General features: G+C 71.6%; 16 protein-coding genes. 12 read left to right on the forward strand and 4 right to left on the reverse strand.

Features of this window, described 5'->3' with window-relative positions:
* Positions 1-77: 77 nt before the first annotated feature.
* Complete coding sequence (locus BMY19_RS11130) at positions 78-275, forward strand: hypothetical protein (protein WP_100251745.1); 198 nt, start codon at positions 78-80, stop codon at positions 273-275.
* 30 nt (positions 276-305) lie between these two features.
* Here BMY19_RS11130 and BMY19_RS11135 read toward each other — a convergent pair whose 3' ends face one another.
* Complete coding sequence (locus BMY19_RS11135) at positions 306-908, reverse strand: TetR/AcrR family transcriptional regulator (protein ID WP_020094829.1); 603 nt, start codon at positions 906-908, stop codon at positions 306-308.
* Positions 909-1,080: 172 nt separating this feature from the next.
* Between BMY19_RS11135 and BMY19_RS11140 the strand changes: the two genes are divergently transcribed.
* The 8 genes from BMY19_RS11140 to BMY19_RS11175 all read left to right on the forward strand — a co-directional run bounded on the left by BMY19_RS11140 (position 1,081) and on the right by BMY19_RS11175 (position 13,177).
* Positions 1,081-2,250, forward strand: coding sequence for an isovaleryl-CoA dehydrogenase (locus BMY19_RS11140; RefSeq protein WP_100251746.1), 1,170 nt, complete (start codon positions 1,081-1,083; stop codon positions 2,248-2,250).
* 16 nt (positions 2,251-2,266) lie between these two features.
* Positions 2,267-3,874: a carboxyl transferase domain-containing protein gene (locus tag BMY19_RS11145; protein WP_100251747.1), complete on the forward strand. Its 1,608-nt coding sequence runs from the start codon at positions 2,267-2,269 to the stop codon at positions 3,872-3,874.
* A gap of 10 nt (positions 3,875-3,884) precedes the next feature.
* Positions 3,885-4,673, forward strand: coding sequence for an enoyl-CoA hydratase-related protein (locus tag BMY19_RS11150; RefSeq protein WP_100251748.1), 789 nt, complete (start codon positions 3,885-3,887; stop codon positions 4,671-4,673).
* A gap of 10 nt (positions 4,674-4,683) precedes the next feature.
* The gene (locus tag BMY19_RS11155; RefSeq protein ID WP_100251749.1) at positions 4,684-6,702 is read left to right on the forward strand and encodes an acetyl/propionyl/methylcrotonyl-CoA carboxylase subunit alpha; all 2,019 of its coding nucleotides are present in this window, start codon (positions 4,684-4,686) and stop codon (positions 6,700-6,702) included.
* On the forward strand, positions 6,699-7,613 hold the full coding sequence (locus tag BMY19_RS11160) for a hydroxymethylglutaryl-CoA lyase (protein WP_091978542.1): 915 nt from the start codon (positions 6,699-6,701) through the stop codon (positions 7,611-7,613). Before BMY19_RS11155 ends, BMY19_RS11160 begins: the two co-directional genes overlap by 4 nt.
* A gap of 64 nt (positions 7,614-7,677) precedes the next feature.
* Positions 7,678-9,372, forward strand: coding sequence for an AMP-binding protein (locus BMY19_RS11165; RefSeq protein WP_100251750.1), 1,695 nt, complete (start codon positions 7,678-7,680; stop codon positions 9,370-9,372).
* A gap of 157 nt (positions 9,373-9,529) precedes the next feature.
* A complete protein-coding gene (locus BMY19_RS11170; RefSeq protein ID WP_100251751.1) occupies positions 9,530-11,683 on the forward strand; it encodes a PAS domain-containing sensor histidine kinase in 2,154 nt (717 codons plus the stop codon).
* 282 nt (positions 11,684-11,965) lie between these two features.
* Positions 11,966-13,177 carry an acyl-CoA dehydrogenase family protein gene (locus tag BMY19_RS11175; RefSeq protein WP_100251752.1) on the forward strand — a complete coding sequence of 404 codons (1,212 nt, stop codon included), beginning with the start codon at positions 11,966-11,968 and terminating at the stop codon, positions 13,175-13,177.
* Between the two features lie 93 nt (positions 13,178-13,270).
* Here BMY19_RS11175 and BMY19_RS11180 read toward each other — a convergent pair whose 3' ends face one another.
* The 3 genes from BMY19_RS11180 to mobB all read right to left on the reverse strand — a co-directional run bounded on the left by BMY19_RS11180 (position 13,271) and on the right by mobB (position 15,542).
* Entirely contained in the window at positions 13,271-13,624 is a 354-nt protein-coding gene (locus BMY19_RS11180; RefSeq protein ID WP_100251753.1) for an avidin/streptavidin family protein, read from the reverse strand.
* A 138-nt stretch (positions 13,625-13,762) separates the two neighbouring features.
* Positions 13,763-15,019, reverse strand: a complete 1,257-nt coding sequence (gene glp, locus BMY19_RS11185; RefSeq protein ID WP_056530454.1) for a molybdopterin molybdotransferase MoeA — start codon at positions 15,017-15,019, stop codon at positions 13,763-13,765.
* Between the two features lie 4 nt (positions 15,020-15,023).
* Positions 15,024-15,542, reverse strand: a complete 519-nt coding sequence (gene mobB, locus BMY19_RS11190) for a molybdopterin-guanine dinucleotide biosynthesis protein B (protein WP_042675035.1) — start codon at positions 15,540-15,542, stop codon at positions 15,024-15,026.
* A 250-nt stretch (positions 15,543-15,792) separates the two neighbouring features.
* On the opposite strand from mobB, the gene BMY19_RS11195 reads away from it, so the two are divergent.
* The 3 genes from BMY19_RS11195 (at position 15,793) to fdhF (ending at position 20,913) form a co-directional block, all read left to right on the forward strand.
* Positions 15,793-16,107 carry a hypothetical protein gene (locus BMY19_RS11195; RefSeq protein WP_056530459.1) on the forward strand — a complete coding sequence of 105 codons (315 nt, stop codon included), beginning with the start codon at positions 15,793-15,795 and terminating at the stop codon, positions 16,105-16,107.
* 62 nt (positions 16,108-16,169) lie between these two features.
* Positions 16,170-17,888, forward strand: coding sequence for an NAD(P)H-dependent oxidoreductase subunit E (locus tag BMY19_RS11200; protein ID WP_100251754.1), 1,719 nt, complete (start codon positions 16,170-16,172; stop codon positions 17,886-17,888).
* Positions 17,889-17,943: 55 nt separating this feature from the next.
* Positions 17,944-20,913 (forward strand): formate dehydrogenase subunit alpha, encoded by a 2,970-nt coding sequence (gene fdhF / locus BMY19_RS11205; protein WP_100251755.1) that lies wholly within the window; start codon positions 17,944-17,946, stop codon positions 20,911-20,913.
* Positions 20,914-21,080: the final 167 nt, after the last annotated feature.

Here is a 21,080-nt window from a genome sequence, read left to right on the forward strand (position 1 = left end):
GCTGGTCAAGCTCTTAACGCGTCAGGCCTTTTCGCGGCGCATTGTGCGGGCATGTGCCATTGCCCGACGAGTTCGCCATGCATTTCGAGATCCGCGCGACCGACACCCGTCTGTGGACCTGGGTCCTCCTCGATGCGACGCAGTTGCCCGTCCTGACATCGGACCGCACCTTCCCCTCGGAAGCCCAGGCCTCGGCGGCGGCGCTGGCCTTCGCCAAGCTCGTCACGCGGGCCGGCAGGACCCTCACCGCCGCACCGCCGGGCGGCCTGATCTGAAGCGACCGCCGTTCCCCGGCGCGACGGGGTCTATGGCTGACGCCTGACGCAACCCCGCAGCGCCATGTCGGTGTGCAGGGCGACGATCTCCGCCTTGGTCATCCGGCCGTCGGGCCGGTACCACGTGCAGGCGCTGGTGAGCATCCCGAGGATCGCGTAGCCGGCGACCCGCGCATCCCGGACGTCCAGCTCCCCCGCCTCCGATCCCCGCTCGAGCAGCGCGACCAATCGGTCTTCGTAGGCCCGGCGCAGGGCGACGATCGCCGCGTAATGCGGCGGGTCGAGCGAGCGCAGCTCGAAATTCGCGATGAAGACTTCCTGCTTCTTCTCGAGATGGTACGTGACGTGGTGCGCCACGAAGGCGCGGAGACGGTCCGTCGGGGTGCCGGTCGCCGTCGCCAGCGCCGCGTCGGTCCGCGCCAGCAGCGTCTCCATGTGGTCGCGGACGATGTCGAACAGCAGATCCTGCTTGCTGCGGATGTGGTTGTAGAGCGAGGCCGCCTGGATCCCGACCTCGGCGGCCAGGGCGCGCAGGGTCATCGCCTCGTAGCCGTGGCGATAGATGAGCCGAAGCCCGGCCCGGCGGATGGCGGCGGCCGTGCGCGGCCCGTTCGATCCGGCGGTACGACCCACGAAGACACTCCGAAGACAGTTCAGAGCGCAACAGACACCGGGGAATGCTCACGCCGATCCCCGCTATAGGCTAACGAACAACCGTTCGTAAATCGCCTTGCCAGCACCGCTTAACGAACGTACGTTCGTTTCAAAGAGGCGAGTGCCCGATTCTCAGGCGAGGAGACGCGCGATGCCCATCGGCCTGCAGGATTTCGACTTCGGCCTGGGCGAGACGGCCGACGCCCTGCGCGCCGAGGTGGAGCGCTTCGCGCGCGCCGAGATCGCCCCCCGCGCGGCGGCGATCGATGCCAGCAACGCGTTTCCCGCGGACCTCTGGCGCAAGCTCGGCGCCCTCGGCGTTCTGGGCGTCACCGTCGAGGAGACCTATGGCGGCGCCGGCATGGGCTACCTCGAGCACGCGGTGGCCATGGAGGAGATCAGCCGGGCCTCGGCCTCGGTCGGGCTGTCCTACGGCGCGCATTCCAACCTCTGCGTGAACCAGATCCGCCGCAACGGCACCGAGGCGCAGAAGCGGCGCTACCTGCCGAAGCTGATCGCGGGCGAGCATGTCGGCGCGCTCGCGATGTCCGAGCCGGGCTCCGGCAGCGACGTCGTCTCCATGCGGCTGCGGGCCGACAGGCGCGGCGACCGCTACGTCCTGAACGGCACCAAGATGTGGATCACCAACGGTCCCGACGCCGACGTCCTGGTGGTCTACGCCAAGACGGATCCCGAGGCCGGTCCGCGGGGGATCACGGCGTTCCTGGTCGAGAAGGATTCTCCCGGCTTCTCCACCGCGCAGAAGCTCGACAAGCTCGGCATGCGCGGCTCGAACACCTGCGAGCTGGTGTTCCAGGACTGCGCGATACCGGAGGAGAACGTCCTGGGCGCGGTCGGGCGCGGCGTCGGCGTGCTGATGTCGGGCCTCGACTACGAGCGCGCCGTGCTGGCCGCCGGGCCGCTCGGCATCATGCGCGCCTGCCTCGACGTCGTCCTGCCCTACCTCCACGAGCGCCGGCAGTTCGGTCGGCCAATCGGCGAGTTCCAGCTCATGCAGGGCAAGATCGCCGACATGTACACGGCGACGAACGCCGCCCGGGCCTACGTCTACGCGGTGGCGCGGGCCTGCGACCGGGGGCGGGCGACGCGCCGGGACGCCGCGGGCGCGATCCTGTTCGCGGCCGAGCGCGCGACCGCGGTGGCCCTCGACGCGATCCAGGCGCTCGGCGGCAACGGCTACATCAACGACTATCCGACCGGCCGCCTGCTGCGCGACGCCAAGCTCTACGAGATCGGCGCCGGCACGAGCGAGATCCGGCGGATGCTGATCGGCCGCGAATTGTTCGCCGAGACGGCCTGAGCGGGGAGCGGGCCCCATGCCGGTGATCGAATCCGCTCTGGATCCGCGCGCGCCCGAGGCCCGCGCCAATGACGAGGCCATGCGCGCCCTGGTGGCGGACCTGCGCGCGACCGCCGACCGCGTCCGGCTCGGCGGCGGGGAGGCCGCGCGGGAGCGCCATCGCGCCCGCGGCAAGCTCCTGCCCCGGGACCGGATCCGTGCGCTGATCGACCCGTTCTCGCCCTTCCTGGAAATCGGCCAGCTCGCCGGGTACGGCCTCTACGGCGGCGAGGTCCCCTCGGCCGGGATCGTCACCGGCATCGGCCGCGTCGCGGGGCGCGAGTGCGTGATCGTCGCCAACGACGCGACCGTGAAGGGCGGCACCTACTTCCCGATGACGGTGCAGAAGCACCTCCGGGCGCAGGAGATCGCGCAGCAGAACCGGCTGCCCTGCCTCTACCTCGTCGACAGCGGCGGCGCGCATCTGCCCAGCCAGGACGAGGTCTTCCCGGGCCGGGACCATTTCGGCCGCATCTTCTACAACCAGGCGACGATGTCGGCGCAGGGCATCGCCCAGATCGCCGTGGTGATGGGCTCCTGCACCGCCGGCGGCGCCTACGTGCCGGCGCTGTGCGACGAATCGATCATCGTCCGCGGCCAGGGCACGATCTTCCTCGGCGGGCCGCCGCTGGTGAAGGCCGCGACCGGCGAGGTGGTCAGCGCCGAGGAGCTCGGCGGCGCCGACGTGCACGCCCGGATCTCGGGCGTGACCGACCACATGGCGGAGACCGACGCCCACGCCCTCGGCATCGCCCGCCGCATCGTGGCCAACCTGAACGCGGTGAAGCGCCCCGCGCTCGCGCCGCGGCAGCCCAAGCCGCCGCGCTACGCCGCCGAGGAGATCTACGCGGCGGTGCCGGCCGACCGCCGGACGCCCTACGACGTGCGCGAGGTCATCGCCCGGCTGGTGGACGGCAGCGACTTCGACGAGTTCAAGCACCTCTACGGCCAGACCCTGGTCTGCGGCTTCGCCCATATCTGGGGCTACCCGGTGGGGATCGTCGCCAACAACGGCATCCTGTTCTCGGAGAGTGCCCTGAAGGGCGCCCACTTCGTCGAGCTCTGCGCCCAGCGCGGCGTGCCCCTGGTGTTCCTCCAGAACATCACCGGTTTCATGGTCGGCCGGCGCTACGAGGCCGGCGGCATCGCCAAGGACGGGGCCAAGATGGTCACCGCCGTCGCGACCGCGGCGGTGCCGAAATTCACCGTCCTGATCGGCGGCAGCTTCGGGGCCGGCAATTACGGCATGTGCGGGCGGGCCTACGGGCCGCGCTTCCTCTGGATGTGGCCGAACGCGAGGATCGGCGTGATGGGCGGCGAGCAGGCCGCCTCGGTCCTGGCCACGGTCCGGCGCGACGGTGTCGAGGGCCGCGGCGGCACGTGGTCGGCGGAGGACGAGGCGGCGTTCAAGGCGCCGATCCGGGCGCAGTACGAGGAGCAGGGCCACCCTTACTATTCCAGCGCCCGGCTCTGGGACGACGGGGTGATCGACCCGGCCGACACGCGCCGCGTCCTGGCGCTCGGTCTCTCGGCGAGCCTCAACGCACCGATTCCCGAGACCCGCTTCGGCCTGTTCCGGATGTAGGAGGCGCGGGATGAGCGGCACCTTGCTGGAGGCGGTCGACGAGCGCGGGGTCGCCACCCTGACGCTCAATCGTCCGGAGCAGCACAACGCCTTCGACGACGGCCTGATCGCCGCCCTCACCGCGTCCCTGCACCGGCTGGGCGCCGCCTCCGGGATCCGGGCGGTCGTCCTGGCGGGCGCCGGCCAGAGCTTCTCGGCGGGCGCCGACCTCGCCTGGATGCGCCGGATCGCCGGCCAGTCCTTCGACAGCAACCTCGCCGACGCCGCCGGGCTCGCGGGGCTGATGCACAGTCTCGACCGGCTGCCGAAGCCGACGCTCGCCCTCGTGCACGGGGCGGCCTACGGCGGCGGCGTAGGGCTCGCCGCCTGCTGCGATATCGCCATCGCGGCCGAGAGCGCGCGGTTCTGCCTGAGCGAGGTGCGGCTCGGCCTGATCCCGGCGACGATCGGCCCCTACGTGGTCAACGCGATCGGCCCGCGCTGGGCCCGGCGCCTGTTCCAGACCGCGGAGGTCTTCTCCGCCGAGCGCGCCCGGGCGATCGGCCTCGTGCACGAGGTGGTGCCCGACGACCGGCTGGAGGCGGCCGGCGCGGAGGTGCTGCGCGACATCCTTTGGGGCGCCCCGGGCGCGCAGGCCGAGGCCAAGGACCTCGTCTTCCTGTGCGAGGGGCGGCCGGTGGACCCCGACCTGGGGCGCGAGACCGGGCGGCGCATTGCCGAGCGTCGTGCTTCCGACGAGGGGCAGGCCGGCATGGCCGCCTTCCTCGACAAGCGCTTAGCCCCGTGGCGGCGGGACTGAGGGGGCGGCCATGTTCGGCAAGATCCTCATCGCCAACCGCGGGGAGATCGCCTGCCGGGTGATCGCCACCGCCCGGCGCCTCGGCATCGGCACGGTCGCGGTCTATTCGGAGGCGGATGCCGGCGCCCGACACACCCGGATGGCCGACGAGGCGTGGCCGATCGGGCCCGCCCCGGCGCGCGAGAGCTACCTCGTGGCCGAGCGGATCCTCGACGTCGCCCGGCGCGCCGGGGCGGAGGCGATCCATCCGGGCTACGGCTTCCTGTCGGAGAACGCGGACTTCGCCGGCGCCTGCGCCGGGGCCGGCCTCGTGTTCGTCGGCCCGCCCCCGGCGGCGATCCGCGCCATGGGCTCCAAGGCCGAGGCCAAGGCGCTGATGGAGCGCGCCGGGGTCCCGCTGGTGCCGGGCTATCACGGCGCCGCGCAGGATCTCCCGGCGCTGAAGGAGGCGGCCGCCCGGATCGGCTACCCGGTCTTGATCAAGGCCTCGGCCGGCGGCGGCGGCAAGGGCATGCGCGTCGTCGAGGCGGCCGCGGCGTTCGAGTCCGCCCTGACCGGCGCCCAGCGCGAGGCGCGGGCGTCCTTCGGCGACGACCGGGTGCTGATCGAGGCGTACCTGACCCGCCCCCGGCACATCGAGATCCAGGTCTTCGCCGACAGCCACGGCAACGCCGTCTCGCTGTTCGAGCGCGACTGCTCGATCCAGCGCCGCCACCAGAAGGTGATCGAGGAGGCGCCCGCCCCGGGGATGGATCCGGTCCGGCGCGCGCGGATGGGCGAGGCCGCGGTCGCGGCGGCGCGGGCGGTCGGCTATGTCGGCGCCGGCACGGTGGAGTTCATCGCCGAGGGCGAGACCTTCTACTTCATGGAGATGAACACCCGGCTCCAGGTCGAGCACCCGGTGACCGAGATGGTCACCGGCCTCGACCTGGTGGAGTGGCAACTGCGCGTGGCCGCGGGCGAGCGGCTGCCGCTCGGCGCCCCGGATCTGGCCCTGCGCGGCCACGCGATCGAGGCGCGGGTCTACGCCGAGGATCCGGCGCGCGATTTCCTGCCGGCGGTCGGCACCCTCGCCCACCTGCGCCAGCCGCCGGAGGTGCCGGGGCGGGTGCGGGTCGAGACCGGGATCGTGCAGGGCGACCGGATCACCCCGGATTACGACCCGATGATCGCCAAGCTGGTCGTCTGGGGCGAGGACCGGGCGGCCGCGATCCGGCAGCTCGCGGCCGCCCTCGCCGCCTACGAGGTGGTCGGCGTGACGACCAATCTCAGTCTCCTGCGCGCCGTCGCCGGCCATCCCGCCTACCGCGCGGCCGACCTCGACACCGGCTTCATCGCCCGCCACGCCGACGACCTGCTGGCGCCGCTTGCGACCGGTGCGGTCGATCCCGCGCTCTGGGCCGCCGCCGCCCTGACCGTCCTGCGCGACCGGCGCACGGCCGTCGCGGCGCAGGCGCGGGCGAGCGGCGACCCGTGGTCGCCCTGGGCCGATCCGGATGCGTGGCGGATGAACGGGGCGGGCTACCAGGACCTGCAGTTCCGCCACGGCGACGCGCCGCCCGTCACCCTGCGGGCATGCCCCCTCCCCGACGGCAGCGCCCGCCTCGACCTGCCGGGCGGCACCGTCCTGGCGGCGCTCGCCGAGGACGCCGAGGGCGAGCGGCTGATGCTGGACGGCGTCTGGCGCCGGCTGCGCACGGTCCGCCGCGGCGCGGAGCTGACGGTGATCGTCGGCGGCCGGAACGCGACGCTGGTCCACGTCGATCCCCTCGCCCCGCCCCGGACCGAGGCGTCCGGCAGCGACCGGGTGACGGCGCCCGTGCCGGGCCGCCTGACCCAGCTCTGGGTGCGGCCCGGCGATGCCGTGGAGAAGGGCGCGCCGCTCGCGGTGATCGAGGCGATGAAGATGGAGATCACCCTCCGCGCGCCGCAGGCCGGCACCGTCGCCGAAACCCGCCACGCCGTCGACGACATGGTCGAGGAGGGCACCGAGATCGTCACCTTCGCGGCGGAGGAGCGGCCCGCATGAGCTATCCGGCCCGGGTGCAGGTGGTCGAGGTCGGGCCGCGCGACGGGCTCCAGAACGAGCCCGCGCCGGTGCCGATCGCCGCCAGGGTGGCGCTGATCGAGGCCCTGGCCGAGGCCGGGCTGACCCGCATCGAGGCCGGCAGCTTCGTGTCGCCCCGATGGGTGCCGCAGATGGCCGACACCGCGGAGGTTCTGGCGCGGCTGCGCCCCCGGCCCGAGGTCGGCTATTCCGTGCTGGTCCCGAACCTGCAGGGCCTGGAGCGGGCCCTCGCCTCCGGCGTCCGGGACATCGCGGTGTTCGCCGCCGCCTCCGAGAGCTTCTCCCGGCGCAACGTCAACGGCTCGATCGCCGAGACCCTCGACCGCTTCGCCCCGGTGCTGGAGGCGGCGCGCGCGAACGACCTGCGGGTGCGGGGCTACGTCTCCTGCGTCCTGGGCTGCCCCTACGAGGGCGACGTCGCGCCGGCGGCGGTCGCCCGCGTCGCCGCGTCCCTCCACGCGATGGGCTGCCACGAGATCGCCCTCGGCGACACGATCGGGACCGGGACGCCGCGCGCGGCCCGGCGGCTGGTCGAGCGGGTGGCCGCCGACGTGCCGCTGCAGGCGATCGCCCTGCACTTCCACGACACCTACGGGCAGGCCCTGGCCAACATCCTCGCCTGCCTCGAACTCGGCGTGTCGGCCGTGGACGCCGCGGTGGCGGGCCTCGGGGGCTGCCCCTACGCGCCGGGGGCCGCCGGCAACGTCGCCACCGAGGACGTCGTTTACATGCTGCGCGGCATGGGCATCGAGACCGGGATCGATCTCGATGCCCTCGCCGCGGCCGGGCGGTCGATCGCGTCCCAGCTCGGCCGGGAGCCGGCCTCGAAGGTCGCCCGCGCGCTGGCCGCCGCGCCGCCGCCGACACCCTGATCGAAGGGCGGCCTCGGACAGCGCCGCGGCGGCGCGCGCGTTCGGAGGAACGAGGGAGGACGACATGAGCGACCGGGCGGTGAGCTATGTCCACGGGGCGATCGGCGAGCCCCTGCTCGGCCTGACCATCGGCCAGGCCCTGGATCGCGCCGCCGCGGCGTGGCCGGATCACCTGGCGCTGGTCGCGCACGCCCAGGGCGTCCGATGGACCTGGCGCGAGCTGAAGGACCAAGCCGACGCCTTCGCGGCCGGCCTGCTCGCCCTCGGACTCCGGCCCGGCGACCGTATCGGGATCTGGTCGCTCAACCGCGCCGAGTGGGTGCTGACTCAGTTCGCCGCCGCCCGTGCGGGGCTGATCCTGGTGACGATCAACCCGGCCTACCGGCTGTCGGAGCTGGAATTCGCGCTCAACAATGTCGGCTGCACCGCCCTGGTCACGGCGACGGCGTTCAAGACCAGCGACTATCTCGGGATGCTCCGCACCCTGGCCCCCGAACTCGCGGCCTCCGGGCCGGGCCGGCTGTCCGCCGCCCGCCTGCCGCACCTGCGCACGGTGATCCAGATCGGCGGACCGCCGGCCCCGGGGACGGTCCCGTTCGACGCGGTCGCGGCCCGGGGCGACGCGGCCGGCACCGGCGCCCTGCGCGACCTCGCCGACGCGATGCAGTTCGACGACGCGGCCAACATCCAGTTCACCAGCGGCACGACGGGCGCCCCGAAGGGCGTCACGCTGACCCACCACAACATCCTCAACAACGGCCACTTCGTCGGCCGCGCGATGCGGCTGACCGCCGAGGATCGGATCTGCATCCCGGTGCCGCTCTACCATTGCTTCGGCATGGTGATGGGCAATCTCGCGGCCCTGACCCACGGTTGCGCCATGGTGTTTCCGGGCGAGGGCTTCGACCCTCGCGCGACACTGGAGACCGTGCAGGCCGAGCGCTGCACCGCGCTCTACGGCGTGCCGACCATGTTCATCGCCGAGCTCGACCATCCCGAGTTCGCGCGCTTCGATCTCCGCTCCCTGCGGACCGGGATCATGGCGGGCGCGCCGTGCCCGATCGCGGTGATGCGCCGGGTCGTGGAGCAGATGAACATGCGCGACGTCACCATCGCGTACGGCATGACCGAGACCAGCCCGGTGAGCTTCCAGAGCTCGAGCGACGACCCGCTGGAGCGGCGCGTCACGACCGTCGGCCGGATCCACCCGCATCTCGAGGTCAAGATCGTGGATCCCGAGGGACGCGTGACGCCGCGGGGCGCCCGCGGCGAGCTGTGCACGCGCGGCTACTCGGTCATGCTGGGCTACTGGGGCGACGCCGCGCGGACCGCGGAGGTCCTCGACGACGCCGGATGGATGCACACCGGCGACCTCGCGACGCTGGACGCGGAGGGGTACTGCAACATCGTCGGGCGGATCAAAGACATGGTCATACGCGGCGGCGAGAACATCTATCCGCGCGAGATCGAGGAGTTCCTCTTCCGGCATCCGCAGATCCAGGATGTCCAGGTCTTCGGGGTCTCCGACCCGAAATACGGGGAGGAGCTGTGCGCCTGGATCAGGCTGCGCGACGGCGAGACCCTGTCGGAGCCGGCGGTGCGCGCGTTCTGCGCGGGGCAGATCGCGCATCAGAAGATCCCGAAATACATCCAGTTCGTCGACGCCTTCCCGATGACGGTCTCCGGAAAGATCCAGAAATTCGTGATGCGTCGGTGCGTGGAGGAGCAGCTGGGCCTCGCGCGATCCGAGACGGCCTGAGCCGGTCCCCGCGAATGCTGTCATCGCCCGGCGGAACGAAGATTTCGTCGTCCGATCGGGCTTGAACGTTGCTGCGCGCGCCGCGAGCGGACATGCTGGCGCGCGACATCACCGAGGCGGCGTATCAGTGTCGGCATGGCCACAGGGCGACGGCGAGATGGCCGCGCGCATCCGCGACTTCGGCTGGGAGCGGACGCCGCTGGGGCCGCCCGCCCGCTGGCCGGAGCGCCTCAAGGTGATGGTCGAGCAGGTGCTCGCCAGCCCGCTGGTCGCGTCCCTCGTCTGCGGGCCCGAGCGCCTCCTGATCTACAACGACGCCGCCGCCCGTCTCTACGGCGCCCGGCACCCGGAGGGTCTCGGCCGGCCGCTCGCGCGCACGTTCCCGGAGGGGTGGGCGACGGTCGCGGACTTCTACGCGCGCGCCTTCGCGGGCGAGGCCGTGCAGGTGGCCGGGCAGCCGCTGGACACCCGCGGCGAGGGGGCCGCGGAGGACGTCTTCGACGCGCTCCTCGTGCCCGTGCGCGACGCCGACGGGAAGGTCATGGCCGTCCACATGACCGGCTTCGAGATCGGTGAGCGCCTGCGCGCCGAGGCCAAGCTGCGGACGAGCGAGGCCCGGTACCGCCACCTCTTCGACGCCATCGACGAGGGCTTCTGCACCATCGAGGTCCTGCTCGACGCGGCCGGGCGGGCGGTCGATTACCGCTTCCTGTCCGTGAACGCGGCCTTCGAGCAGCAGACCGGGCTCCGCGACGCGGTCGGCCGGACGGTCCGGGCGCTGGCGCCCGACCTCGAGCCGCACTGGTTCGAGACCTACGGCCGGATCGTCCGAACCGGCAAGGCGGAACGCTTCGAGGACCGCGCCGACGCGCTCGGGCGCTGGTACGAGGTCTACGCCTTCCCGATCGGGGCGCCGGAACGGCGGCAGGTGGCGGTCCTGTTCAAGGACATCCTCCAGCGCAAGCGCGCCGAGGATCGGCTGCGCGCGAGCGAGGAGCGGTTCCGCGCCCTCGTCACGGCCAGCTCGGACGTCATCTACCGCATGAGCCCGGACTGGAGCGAGCTGCGGGTCCTGGAGGGCCGCGGCTTCCTGGCCGACACCGTCACCCCGAACGACGACTGGCTGAGCGCCTACATCGATCCGGCCGACCAGCCGCGCCTGCGCGAGGCCATCCAGCGGGCGATCCGATCCAAGACGATGTTCGAGCTGGAGCACCCCGTCCGGCAGGCGGACGGGAGCCTGGGCTGGGCGCTGTCCCGGGCCGTGCCGCTGCTCGACGATGACGGCGAGATCCGCGAATGGTTCGGCGCCGCCAGCGACGTGACCGCGCGCAAGCGGGTGGAGGACGATCTGCGCGCGAGCGAGGAGCGGTTCCGCGGGCTGGTCGAGGGGTTCGGTCAGTTCAGCTGGGAGGCCTCGGCCGAGGGCCTCATCGAGGTCGACAGCCCGGGCTGGCGCGCGTTCACCGGGCAGCGCCCGGACGAGTGGCTCGGGCGCGGCTGGATCCACGCGATCCACGCGGACGACCGGGCGCTCACGGAAGCGAAGTGGCGGCAGGCCGTCGCGACGCGGACGGCGGTCGATCACGAGTATCGCCTGTGGCACGCCCCGAGCGCGTCCTGGCGGTGGTCGAACGTCCGCGCGGTGCCGATCACGAACCCCGACGGGTCGATCCGCAAGTGGTCGGGGGTGAACATCGACGTCACGGACCACCACAGGCTGCTGGCGCGCCAGGAAGTGCTGATCAACGAGCTGCAGCACCGCACGCGCAACCTCCTCGGCGTCGTCAGCGCCGTGGCGGGCAAGACACTGCGGCAGGGCAGCTCGGTCGAGGCGTTCGAGGCGCGGCTGCAGGCGCTCAGCCGCGCGCAGGGCCTGCTCAGCCAGTACGGCAGCGACTCGGTCGAGGTGGGCGCGCTGGTGCGCGCCGAGCTGGCCGCCTACGTCGACGGCGCGACCGACCGCATGACCGTCGCCGGCCCCGAGGTGCACCTGACCGCGCGACAGGTGCAGAACTTCGCCCTCGCCGTCCACGAGCTGACGACCAACGCGGTCAAGCACGGGGTGCTCAAGACCGGGACCGGCCATCTCAGCGTCACCTGGGAGATCGTGCGCGACCGGCGCGAGCGCCGCCGACTGGCCCTGTGCTGGATCGAGAGCGGCCTGCCCGCGCAGGCGGCGCGCGTCACTCGCCGCGGCTACGGAACCGAGTTGATCCAGGAGGCGCTGGCATATGCCCTGGGCGCCACGGTCGAGTACGCGCTGGACCGCGACGGCGTGCGCTGCCGCATCGAGATGCCGGTGTCCTAGGTTGCGCGAAGGCCGCGATGCGCGCGCGGCCCGTCAACATTGGTCAGCGGCTTCCGCGATCACGAGACCGTCCACCCGAAGCATTCAAGCATCATCATCGCGGATCCAGCGCGAAAAAATTCAACGACAACCGTTACAGCGCGATCTACCGCGTCCCGACCGGCAGATAATATCGTCTGACGGCGCCCCAGTTACGACCGTAACCAAAAACTCTTCCGACAGACACGAAAGCGGCCGATCACCGAACTTACTATGCATCTCGGACAGTCATGAGGTCTGAGAATGAACGGTGTCGCCCCCTCGATCCGCCCTGCCGCGCGAGCCGGAGATCCGGACGCGGCGTTTCTCGCGACCGTCGCGACGCTTCGGCCACTCATCGCGGAGCACCGGTCGGCCCTCGCTGTCGGCCCGGACCTGCCGGAGCCGGTCGCAGAGGCGCTCATCGACGCCGGTCTCGCGCAGCTCTGGCTTCCGCGGGGCCTGGGCGGTCCTGAAGCGCATCCGCTGAGCGTCCTGGCGGCGATCGAAGCTCTGGCGGAACTCGACGGTTCGGTCGCCTGGTGCGCCGCGATCTCGTCCGGGGGCGCGTCACGCTTCGCCGACCTGATCGACGCGGACGTGATGCGTTCGCTCATCCCTGCCGGCAGGAAGTTCGCGGGCAGCGGGAGCGGCCAGCCGACGGGAACAGCGGTTCGCCATGGATCCGGCTGGCGGATCAACGGACGCTGGTCCTGGGCGAGCTTCTGCCGCTACAGTTCCGTGTCCGCACTCATGTGTATGCAGATCGACGGCGAGCGGCCGAAGCTCGACGAGAACGGGCGGCCGTCGCTGCGCGGCGTCTTCATCGCCTCGAAGGATGTCGAGGTCGTCGGCAACTGGAATGCCGGGGGGCTCCGGGCCAGCGGGAGTCACGACGTCGCGTGCACCGACATCTGGGTGCCGAACGAGCAGACCATCGACGGCGCGAGCCTCATGATGCCTCGCGACAGAAGGCCCCTCTACATGCTGCCCATGGCATCGGCGGCCGCGATCGCCGCCATCGGTGTTCCGCTCGGGATCGCCCGGGCGTCGATCGACGCGTTCATCGATCTCGCGCAGACGAAGACACCGCATGGCGGCAAGGTGCCCCTGAGACTTCGCGAGGATGTCCAGGTCGCGATCGCGCGTGCCGAGACGAGCCTCGGTGCCGCGCGCGCCTTCGCCCGGGACACGGTCTCCGAATTCTGGTGGGAAGCCGAGAACGGCCGTCCGATAACGCTCGCGTGGCAGGCCAAGCTTCGGCGGGCCTGCTGGTACGCGGGCCATGTCGGGAAGCAGGTTGTCACGAGCATGTACGAGGCGGCCGGCAGTTCCGCCGTCCTCGAAGACCTGCCGTTCGCGCGCCAGCTCCGCGATGTCTACGCGGCCTGCCAGCACATGCATTATCAGGACCGGTTGCTCGTGCCGACCGGCCGCATCCTTCTGGGCCTCGAAGCCGACGCTCCGTTCATCTAGAGCCGTCGCCGATCACGCATGCGCCGACCGCTCCTCGCGCCACGGTCGCCCCCGTTCCTCGGGACCCCATCGAGGAGGGACGCGACCCTGGCTTCACGAACAGGCGTTCTCGACCTTCGAGAAGATGGTCGTCTCGAGCGCGACGTGATCGGCCACGGCCTTCGGCTGCGGAGACCGTTCGACGGCGTGGAAGACCGCGTGGATCGCCTCGGCCGTCTTCTCGTCGGTCCGGACGAGGCGCCCGGTCCAGGCCGTGATCTCCTGGGGCGACGACGTGCTGGTCACGAAGCCGATGATGTCGCCCTCGGCCGTGCCGACGAGGATGCGGCTTCGATGCGTCTGCGCGAAGCCGGGATCGGCGGCGGTGTAGGTCCCGGAGACCGCCTCGCCCATCTGGAGGAGGCGGAGTTCCGCGCCGGCTTGGCTCCGCCAGACACCATCGAACATCGTTGCTCAAGCCCGCCGATCGAGCGGCCGCTCGCACGGCCCATCACAAGCGATATAGCAGATTTGATATAACGGATGCGCGAGCCCGGCAATGCTGGGGCGCGGTCCGCGTCGCGTGAGGCCCTGAGCGCGGCCCCGCTACCAGAGGGCCCCGTGCGGGTGGAACCGCACGGCGTCGCCCGGCACGACCTCGGTCCGGTCATCCTCCAGCTCCACGAGGCCGTCGGATTCGGTGAGCGATGACAGCATGCCCGCGCCGTCGCGCTGGAACTTCCGGGCCTCCCAGGCGCCGTCGGCGTCCCGGGCGAGGCTGACCCGGACGAACTCCCTGCGGCCCGCGCGCTTCCGATAGGGGAAGGCCGCCCTGACGGTGAATCCGCGCGACGGCGCGTAGGCCTCGCCGGCGAGCCGGGCGAGGAGCGGCCGCACCACGAACAGCAGGGTGACGTAGACAGCCACCGGGTTGCCCGGCAGGCCCAGGAACGGCTTGCCGTCGATCATGCCCATCGCGACCGGCCGTCCCGGCTTGATCCCCAGCCGCCAGAACACGAGGCGCCCGATGCTCTCGACGGCGGTCTTCACGTGATCCTCGTCGCCGGTCGACACGCCGCCCGAAGTCAGGATCACGTCGTGCTCGGCGGCCGCCGCCGAGAGCCTGGCCGCGAGGGCCGCCGGGTCGTCGCGGATGACGCCGAGGTCGCGCGCCGCGACGCCCATCCGCCGGAGAAGAGCGAGCAGCAGGACGCGGTTCGAGTCGTAGATCGCGCCCGGCCCCAGGGGCGCTCCGGGCTCGACGAGTTCGTTGCCCGTCGAGAACACGCCGACCCGCAGGGTGCGGCGGACCTTCAGCGTGCGCAGGCCGACCGCGGTCGCCAGGGCCAGGTCCTGCGGCCGGAGACGCCGGCCGGCCGCGATGATCGTCGAGCCCTTCGCCGCGTCCTCGCCGGCGTCGCGGCTGTTGGCGCCCCGCTTCAGCCCGAGCGGCAGGGACACCCGGCCGTCGGGCAGGACCTGGACGTCCTCCTGCATGAAGACGGTGTCGGCCCCCGCCGGCATCGGGGCCCCGGTGAAGATCCGGGCGGCCGAGCCCGCCACCGACACGCCTTCGGGGGAGGCGCCGGCCGCGACGACCGCGCCGACCGGCAGGATCGTCGCATCGGAGGCGCGCAGGTCCGCGAAACGGACCGCGTAGCCGTCGACGGCCGAGTTGGGGAACGGCGGGACGTCGATGGGCGCGACGCAATCCTCGGCCAGGACGCGCCCGTCGGCGTCCGGGACGGGAACGTCCTCGGTGCCGACGATCGCTGCGAGGCGCTCGCCGAACAGCGCGTGCGCGTCCTCGATGGTCATCAGAGGGCCGCCGAACGCGAAGCAGTCGTCGCTGAGCTGGGCCATCCGGCTAGAGCCTCCCGAGGACGTCTTCGAAGGGAACGGCCACGTCGAGCATCAGCCCCGTCACCGCCGCCGCGTCGTTCAGATCTACGACGGGAATGCCCGAGGCCGGAAACGCGACGTCGCTCGCGATGCCCACGATGGTGGTGTCCAGCGGATGGAGGGGTGGGCGGCCGTTCTCGGCGCGATGGACCTCGATCTTGGGGATGGGCTCCCGCTTGTACCCTTCCACGACGACGAGGTCGCACGGGCTGATCCGCCGCAGGAGCTGACCCAGGCTCGCCTCCTGCTCGTCGCGCAGCTCGTGGACCTGGGCCCAGCGGCGGCCCGACGAGATCAGAACCTCGCTCGCGCCCGCCCTGCGGTGCTCGTAGGAATCCTTCCCGGGCCAGTCCGTGTCGAAGTCGTGATGGGCGTGCTTGATGGTCGCCACCCGCACCCCGCGGGCGACGAGCAGGGGGATGGCCCGGACCAGCAGGCTGGTCTTGCCGGCCCCGCTCCACCCGGCGAGTCCGATTACGCGCATGCCGGACACCGCTGACAGCCCCTCTCGTGCCGTTCCCACTGCCCCGCGCGAGGGCTCAGGGCAAGCGTCGGCCGCGCCGCCGGGACGCGCGGCCCCGGCGTCACGCAAATTGAAACGACTTCAAAAACGATATAACACCTCCGCTATAACGGCTGCCATTTGGTATGCCACGAGCGAGCGCCACGCCAACGGACCCGAACGGGCACGCCATGCACGACTTCAACCGTCCCTCGATCGCGCAGGCCTGAGCATGGGCGACGCCTCCTCCGCGGCGGACTGGGCCGCCATCGTGACGGACGCCTACTGCGCCGACGCGAAGCCGCCGCTCACGCAGGAGCTCGCCGGCCGGGTCCGCGACGCGCTCGCCCAGGCGGCCGCGTCGCCGGCCGGAGACGCGCCGGGCTCCCTGATGGACCGCCTGAACGACGCCCTCGACGCGTTCGAGACCGAGCTGCGCTCCGTCGTCGGACCCAGGGTCACGTCCCTGGACGAGGCGACGGGCGCGGCCACGATGAAGCCGCGGTCCGAGGCCGGCCAGCCGCTCCGGGCCTTCGGCGGCCAGTAGCCCCCGACCGGACCTCAGGACACCGCGACCACCCGTCCCAGCAGTTGGAAATCAGATACCGCATGAGTGAGGCACCGGGGACAGTCAGGACTTTCTCGCATCCCGGCCGGGGGCGGAACAAGGCGCGCAGCGTCCCCAAGGGGCGCCAGGTCGAGCCGCGGGCGAAGGTCGAGATCGAGGCGCTTCTCGGCTCCCGCTCGCGCCAGCGCGACCTGCTCATCGAGCACCTGCACCTGATCCAGGACACCTACGGCCAGATCAGCGCCGAGCACCTGGCGGCGCTCGCCGACGAGATGGCCCTGGCCTTCGCCGAGGTGTTCGAGACCGCGACCTTCTACGCGCATTTCGACGTCGTGAAGGAGGGTGACGCCGCCATCCCGCGGCTGACCGTCCGGGTCTGCGACAGCATCACCTGCGCGATGTTCGGCGCCGACGAGCTGCTGGAGACGCTCCAGCGGGAACTCGCCTCCGACGCCGTCCGCGTCGTGCGCGCGCCCTGCGTCGGCCTGTGCGACCACGCGCCCGCCGTCGAGGTCGGGCACAACTTCCTGCACAAGGCCGACCTCGCCTCCGTGCGGGCCGCGGTCGAGGCCGGCGACACGCACGCCCATATCCCGGACTACGTCGACTACGAGGCCTATCGGGCCGCCGGCGGGTACGCGACCCTCGACCGGCTCCGCAGCGGCGACCTTCCGGTCGACGACGTCCTGAAGGTGCTCGACGACGGCGGCCTGCGCGGCCTCGGCGGCGCGGGCTTCCCGACGGGGCGCAAGTGGCGCTCGGTGCGCGGCGAGCCCGGGCCCCGGCTGATGGCGGTCAACGGGGACGAGGGCGAGCCGGGCACCTTCAAGGACCAGCTCTACCTCAACACCGACCCGCACCGCTTCCTCGAGGGCATGCTGATCGGCGCCCACGTCGTCGAGGCGCCGGAGGTCTACATCTACCTGCGCGACGAGTATCCCATCTCCCGCGAGATCCTGACGCGCGAGATCGCGAAGCTCCCCGCGGGCGGTCCGCGCATCCACCTGCGCCGCGGCGCCGGCGCCTATATCTGCGGCGAGGAATCCTCGCTGATCGAGTCCCTCGAAGGCAAGCGCGGGCTGCCGCGGCACAAGCCGCCGTTCCCGTTCCAGGTCGGCCTGTTCAACCGTCCGACGCTGATCAACAACATCGAGACGCTGTTCTGGGTCCGCGACCTGATCGAGCGGGGCGGCGACTGGTGGAAGAGCCACGGCCGCAACGACCGCGTCGGCCTGCGCTCCTACTCGGTCTCGGGGCGCGTGAAGGAGCCGGGGGTGAAGCTCGCCCCGTCCGGCCTCACCATCCAGGAACTGATCGACGAGTATTGCGGCGGCATGGCGGAGGGCCACACCTTCGCGGCCTACCTGCCGGGCGGCGCGTCGGGCGGCATCCTGCCGGCGTCGATGAACGACATCCCGCTCGATTTCGGGACGCTGGAGAAGTACGGCTGCTTCATCGGCTCCGCCGCCGTCGTGATCCTGTCCGACCGGGACGATGTGCGCGGCGCCGCGTTGAACCTGATGAAGTTCTTCGAGGACGAGAGCTGCGGGCAGTGCACCCCCTGCCGTTCGGGGACCCAGAAGGCCCGCATCCTGATGGAGCAGGGCGTCTGGGACACCGAGCTCCTGGGCGAATTGTCCCAGTGCATGCGGGACGCCTCGATCTGCGGCCTCGGCCAGGCCGCCTCGAACCCGCTCAGCAGCGTCATCAAGTACTTCCCGGACCTGTTCCCCGCCCCGCGCGCCGCGGCTGCCGAGTGAGGCAACCGACGGTGCCGGCGAATTCTATCCCGATGTCCGAGCCAGGAGCGGCCGCATGAGCAACGCCCCCGAACAGCGCGGCGACAAGACCGAGAAGCCCGAGATCCGGGCCGACGGGCTGCAGGATGCGGGCGGCCCCGCGCCGGGCCCGAAGCCGGGAGCCGGCGGCTCCTACTCGGAAGGGGCGAAGGCGGGCGGCCAGGCGGCCCCGGAGCCGTCGGGCCTGCACGATCTCAAGGAGCGGCCGACCGCCCCCCCGACCATCGCGTTCGAATTCGACGGCCAGCAGGTCGAGGCCGCCCCCGGCGAGACGATCTGGGCCGTCGCCAAGCGCCTCGGCACCCACATCCCGCACCTCTGCCACAAGCCCGAGCCGGGCTACCGTCCGGACGGCAATTGCCGCGCCTGCATGGTCGAGATCGAGGGCGAGCGCGTGCTGGCCGCCTCGTGCAAGCGCACGCCGGCCGTGGGCATGAAGGTCAAGTCCGCGACCGAGCGCGCCACCAAGGCCCGCGCCATGGTGCTCGAGCTGCTCGTGGCCGACCAGCCCGAGCGCGCGACCTCGCACGACCCGACATCGCACTTCTGGGTGCAGGCCGACTTCCTCGACGTGTCCGAGAGCCGCTTCCCCGCGGCCGAGCGCTGGACCGGCGACTTCAGCCACCCGGCCATGAGCGTCAATCTCGACGCCTGCATCCAGTGCAACCTCTGCGTCCGCGCCTGCCGCGAGGTCCAGGTCAACGACGTGATCGGCATGGCCTACCGCTCGGCCGACGCGAAGGTGGTGTTCGACTTCGACGACCCGATGGGCGGCTCGACCTGCGTGGCCTGCGGCGAGTGCGTCCAGGCCTGCCCGACCGGCGCGCTGATGCCGTCCGCCTACCTCGACGCCGAGCACAACACCCGGACGGTCTATCCCGACCGCGAGGTGACCTCGCTGTGCCCCTATTGCGGCGTCGGCTGCCAGGTCTCCTACAAGGTGAAGGACGAGAAGATCGTCTACGCCGAGGGCGTGAACGGCCCGGCCAACCACAACCGGCTCTGCGTGAAGGGCCGCTTCGGCTTCGACTACGTCCACCACCCCCACCGCCTGACGGCGCCGCTGATCCGCCTGGACAACGTCCCGAAGGACGCCAACGACCAGGTCGACCCGGCCAACCCGTGGACGCACTTCCGCGAGGCGACCTGGGAGGAGGCGCTCGACCGCGCCGCCGGCGGCCTCAAGACGGTCCGCGACACCCATGGCCGCAAGGCGCTCGCCGGCTTCGGCTCCGCGAAGGGCTCGAACGAGGAGGCCTACCTCTTCCAGAAGCTGGTGCGGCTCGGGTTCGGCTCGAACAACGTCGACCATTGCACCCGGCTGTGCCACGCCTCGTCGGTGGCCGCCCTCATGGAGGGGCTGAACTCGGGCGCCGTGTCGGCGCCGTTCTCGGCGGCGCTCGACGCCGAAGTCATCATCGTGATCGGCGCCAACCCGACCGTGAACCACCCGGTGGCGGCGACCTTCCTCAAGAACGCCGTGAAGCAGCGCGGCGCCAAGCTGATCGTCATGGACCCGCGCCGGCAGGTGCTGTCGCGGCACGCCTACAAGCACCTCGCGTTCAAGCCCGGCTCGGACGTGGCGATGCTCAACGCGATGCTCAACGTGATCATCGAGGAGCGGCTCTACGACGAGCAGTACATCGCCGGCTACACCGAGAACTTCGAGGCGCTCAAAGAGAAGATCGTCGAGTTCACGCCGGAGAAGATGGCCTCGGTCTGCGGCATCGACGCGGAGACCCTGCGCGAGGTCGCCCGGCTCTACGCCCGCGCCAAGTCCTCGATCATCTTCTGGGGCATGGGCATCAGCCAGCACGTCCACGGCACGGACAACTCGCGCTGCCTGATCGCGCTCGCCCTCGTCACGGGGCAGATCGGGCGCCCCGGCACCGGCCTGCATCCGCTGCGCGGCCAGAACAACGTCCAGGGCGCGTCCGATGCCGGCCTGATCCCGATGGTCTACCCGGACTACCAGTCGGTCGAGAAGGCCGCGGTGCGGGAGATGTTCGAGGAGTTCTGGGGTCAGAAGCTCGACCCGCAGAAGGGCCTCACCGTCGTCGAGATCATGCGCGCGATCCACGCCGGCGAGATAAAGGGCATGTTCGTCGAGGGCGAGAACCCCGCGATGTCCGACCCGGACCTGAACCATGCCCGGCACGCCCTGGCGATGCTCGACCACCTCGTCGTGCAGGACCTGTTCCTGACGGAGACCGCCTTCCACGCCGACGTGGTGCTGCCGGCCTCCGCCTTCGCCGAGAAGGCCGGCACCTTCACCAACACCGACCGTCGCGTGCAGATCTCGCAGCCGGTGGTGTCCCCGCCGGGCGACGCGCGGCAGGATTGGTGGATCATCCAGGAACTGGGGAAGCGCCTCGGCCTGCCCTGGAACTACGGCGGCCCGGCCGACATCTTCCGCGAGATGGCCATGGTGATGCCGTCGTTCAACAACATCACCTGGGAGCGCCTGGAGCGCGAGGGCGCCGTGACCTACCCGGTCGACGCGCCGGACCAGCCCGGCAACGAGATCATCTTCTACGCCGGCTTCCCCACGGAGAGCGGGCGCGCGAAGATCGTCCCTGCCGCCGTGGTGCCCCCGGACGAGCTGCCGGACGAGGACTACCCGATGGTCCTGTCGACCGGCCGCGTGCTCGAGCACTGGCACACCGGATCGATGACCCGGCGCGCCGGCGTCCTCGACGCGCTGGAGCCCGAGGCGGTCGCCTTCATGGCCCCGAAGGAGCTCTACCGGCTCGGGCTGGAGCCCGGCGACACGATGAAGCTGGAGACGCGCCGCGGCGCGGTCCACCTGAAGGTGCGCTCCGACCGCGACGTGCCGGTCGGCATGATCTTCATGCCGTTCTGCTACGCCGAGGCCGCGGCCAACCTGCTGACGAACCCGGCGCTCGACCCGATGGGCAAGATCCCGGAGTTCAAGTTCTGCGCGGCCCGGGCCTCCGCCGTCCACACGGCCATGGCCGCCGAGTAGGCGGCGTGATCTCCGGCGGCGCGCCCAGGCGTGCCGCCGGACCCTGGCGGCGGACATCGGGCTGATGCGGCGAGCTCGCGGGCTGATGCTGTTTCCGGTTGATCAAGTCGGTGCCGTCCTTGCGAGCGCAGCGAAGCAATCCAGTCGGCGCGACGCTGACAGATGTC

This window comes from Methylobacterium sp. UNC300MFChir4.1, from assembly GCF_900110155.1.
Lineage (GTDB): Bacteria > Pseudomonadota > Alphaproteobacteria > Rhizobiales > Beijerinckiaceae > Methylobacterium.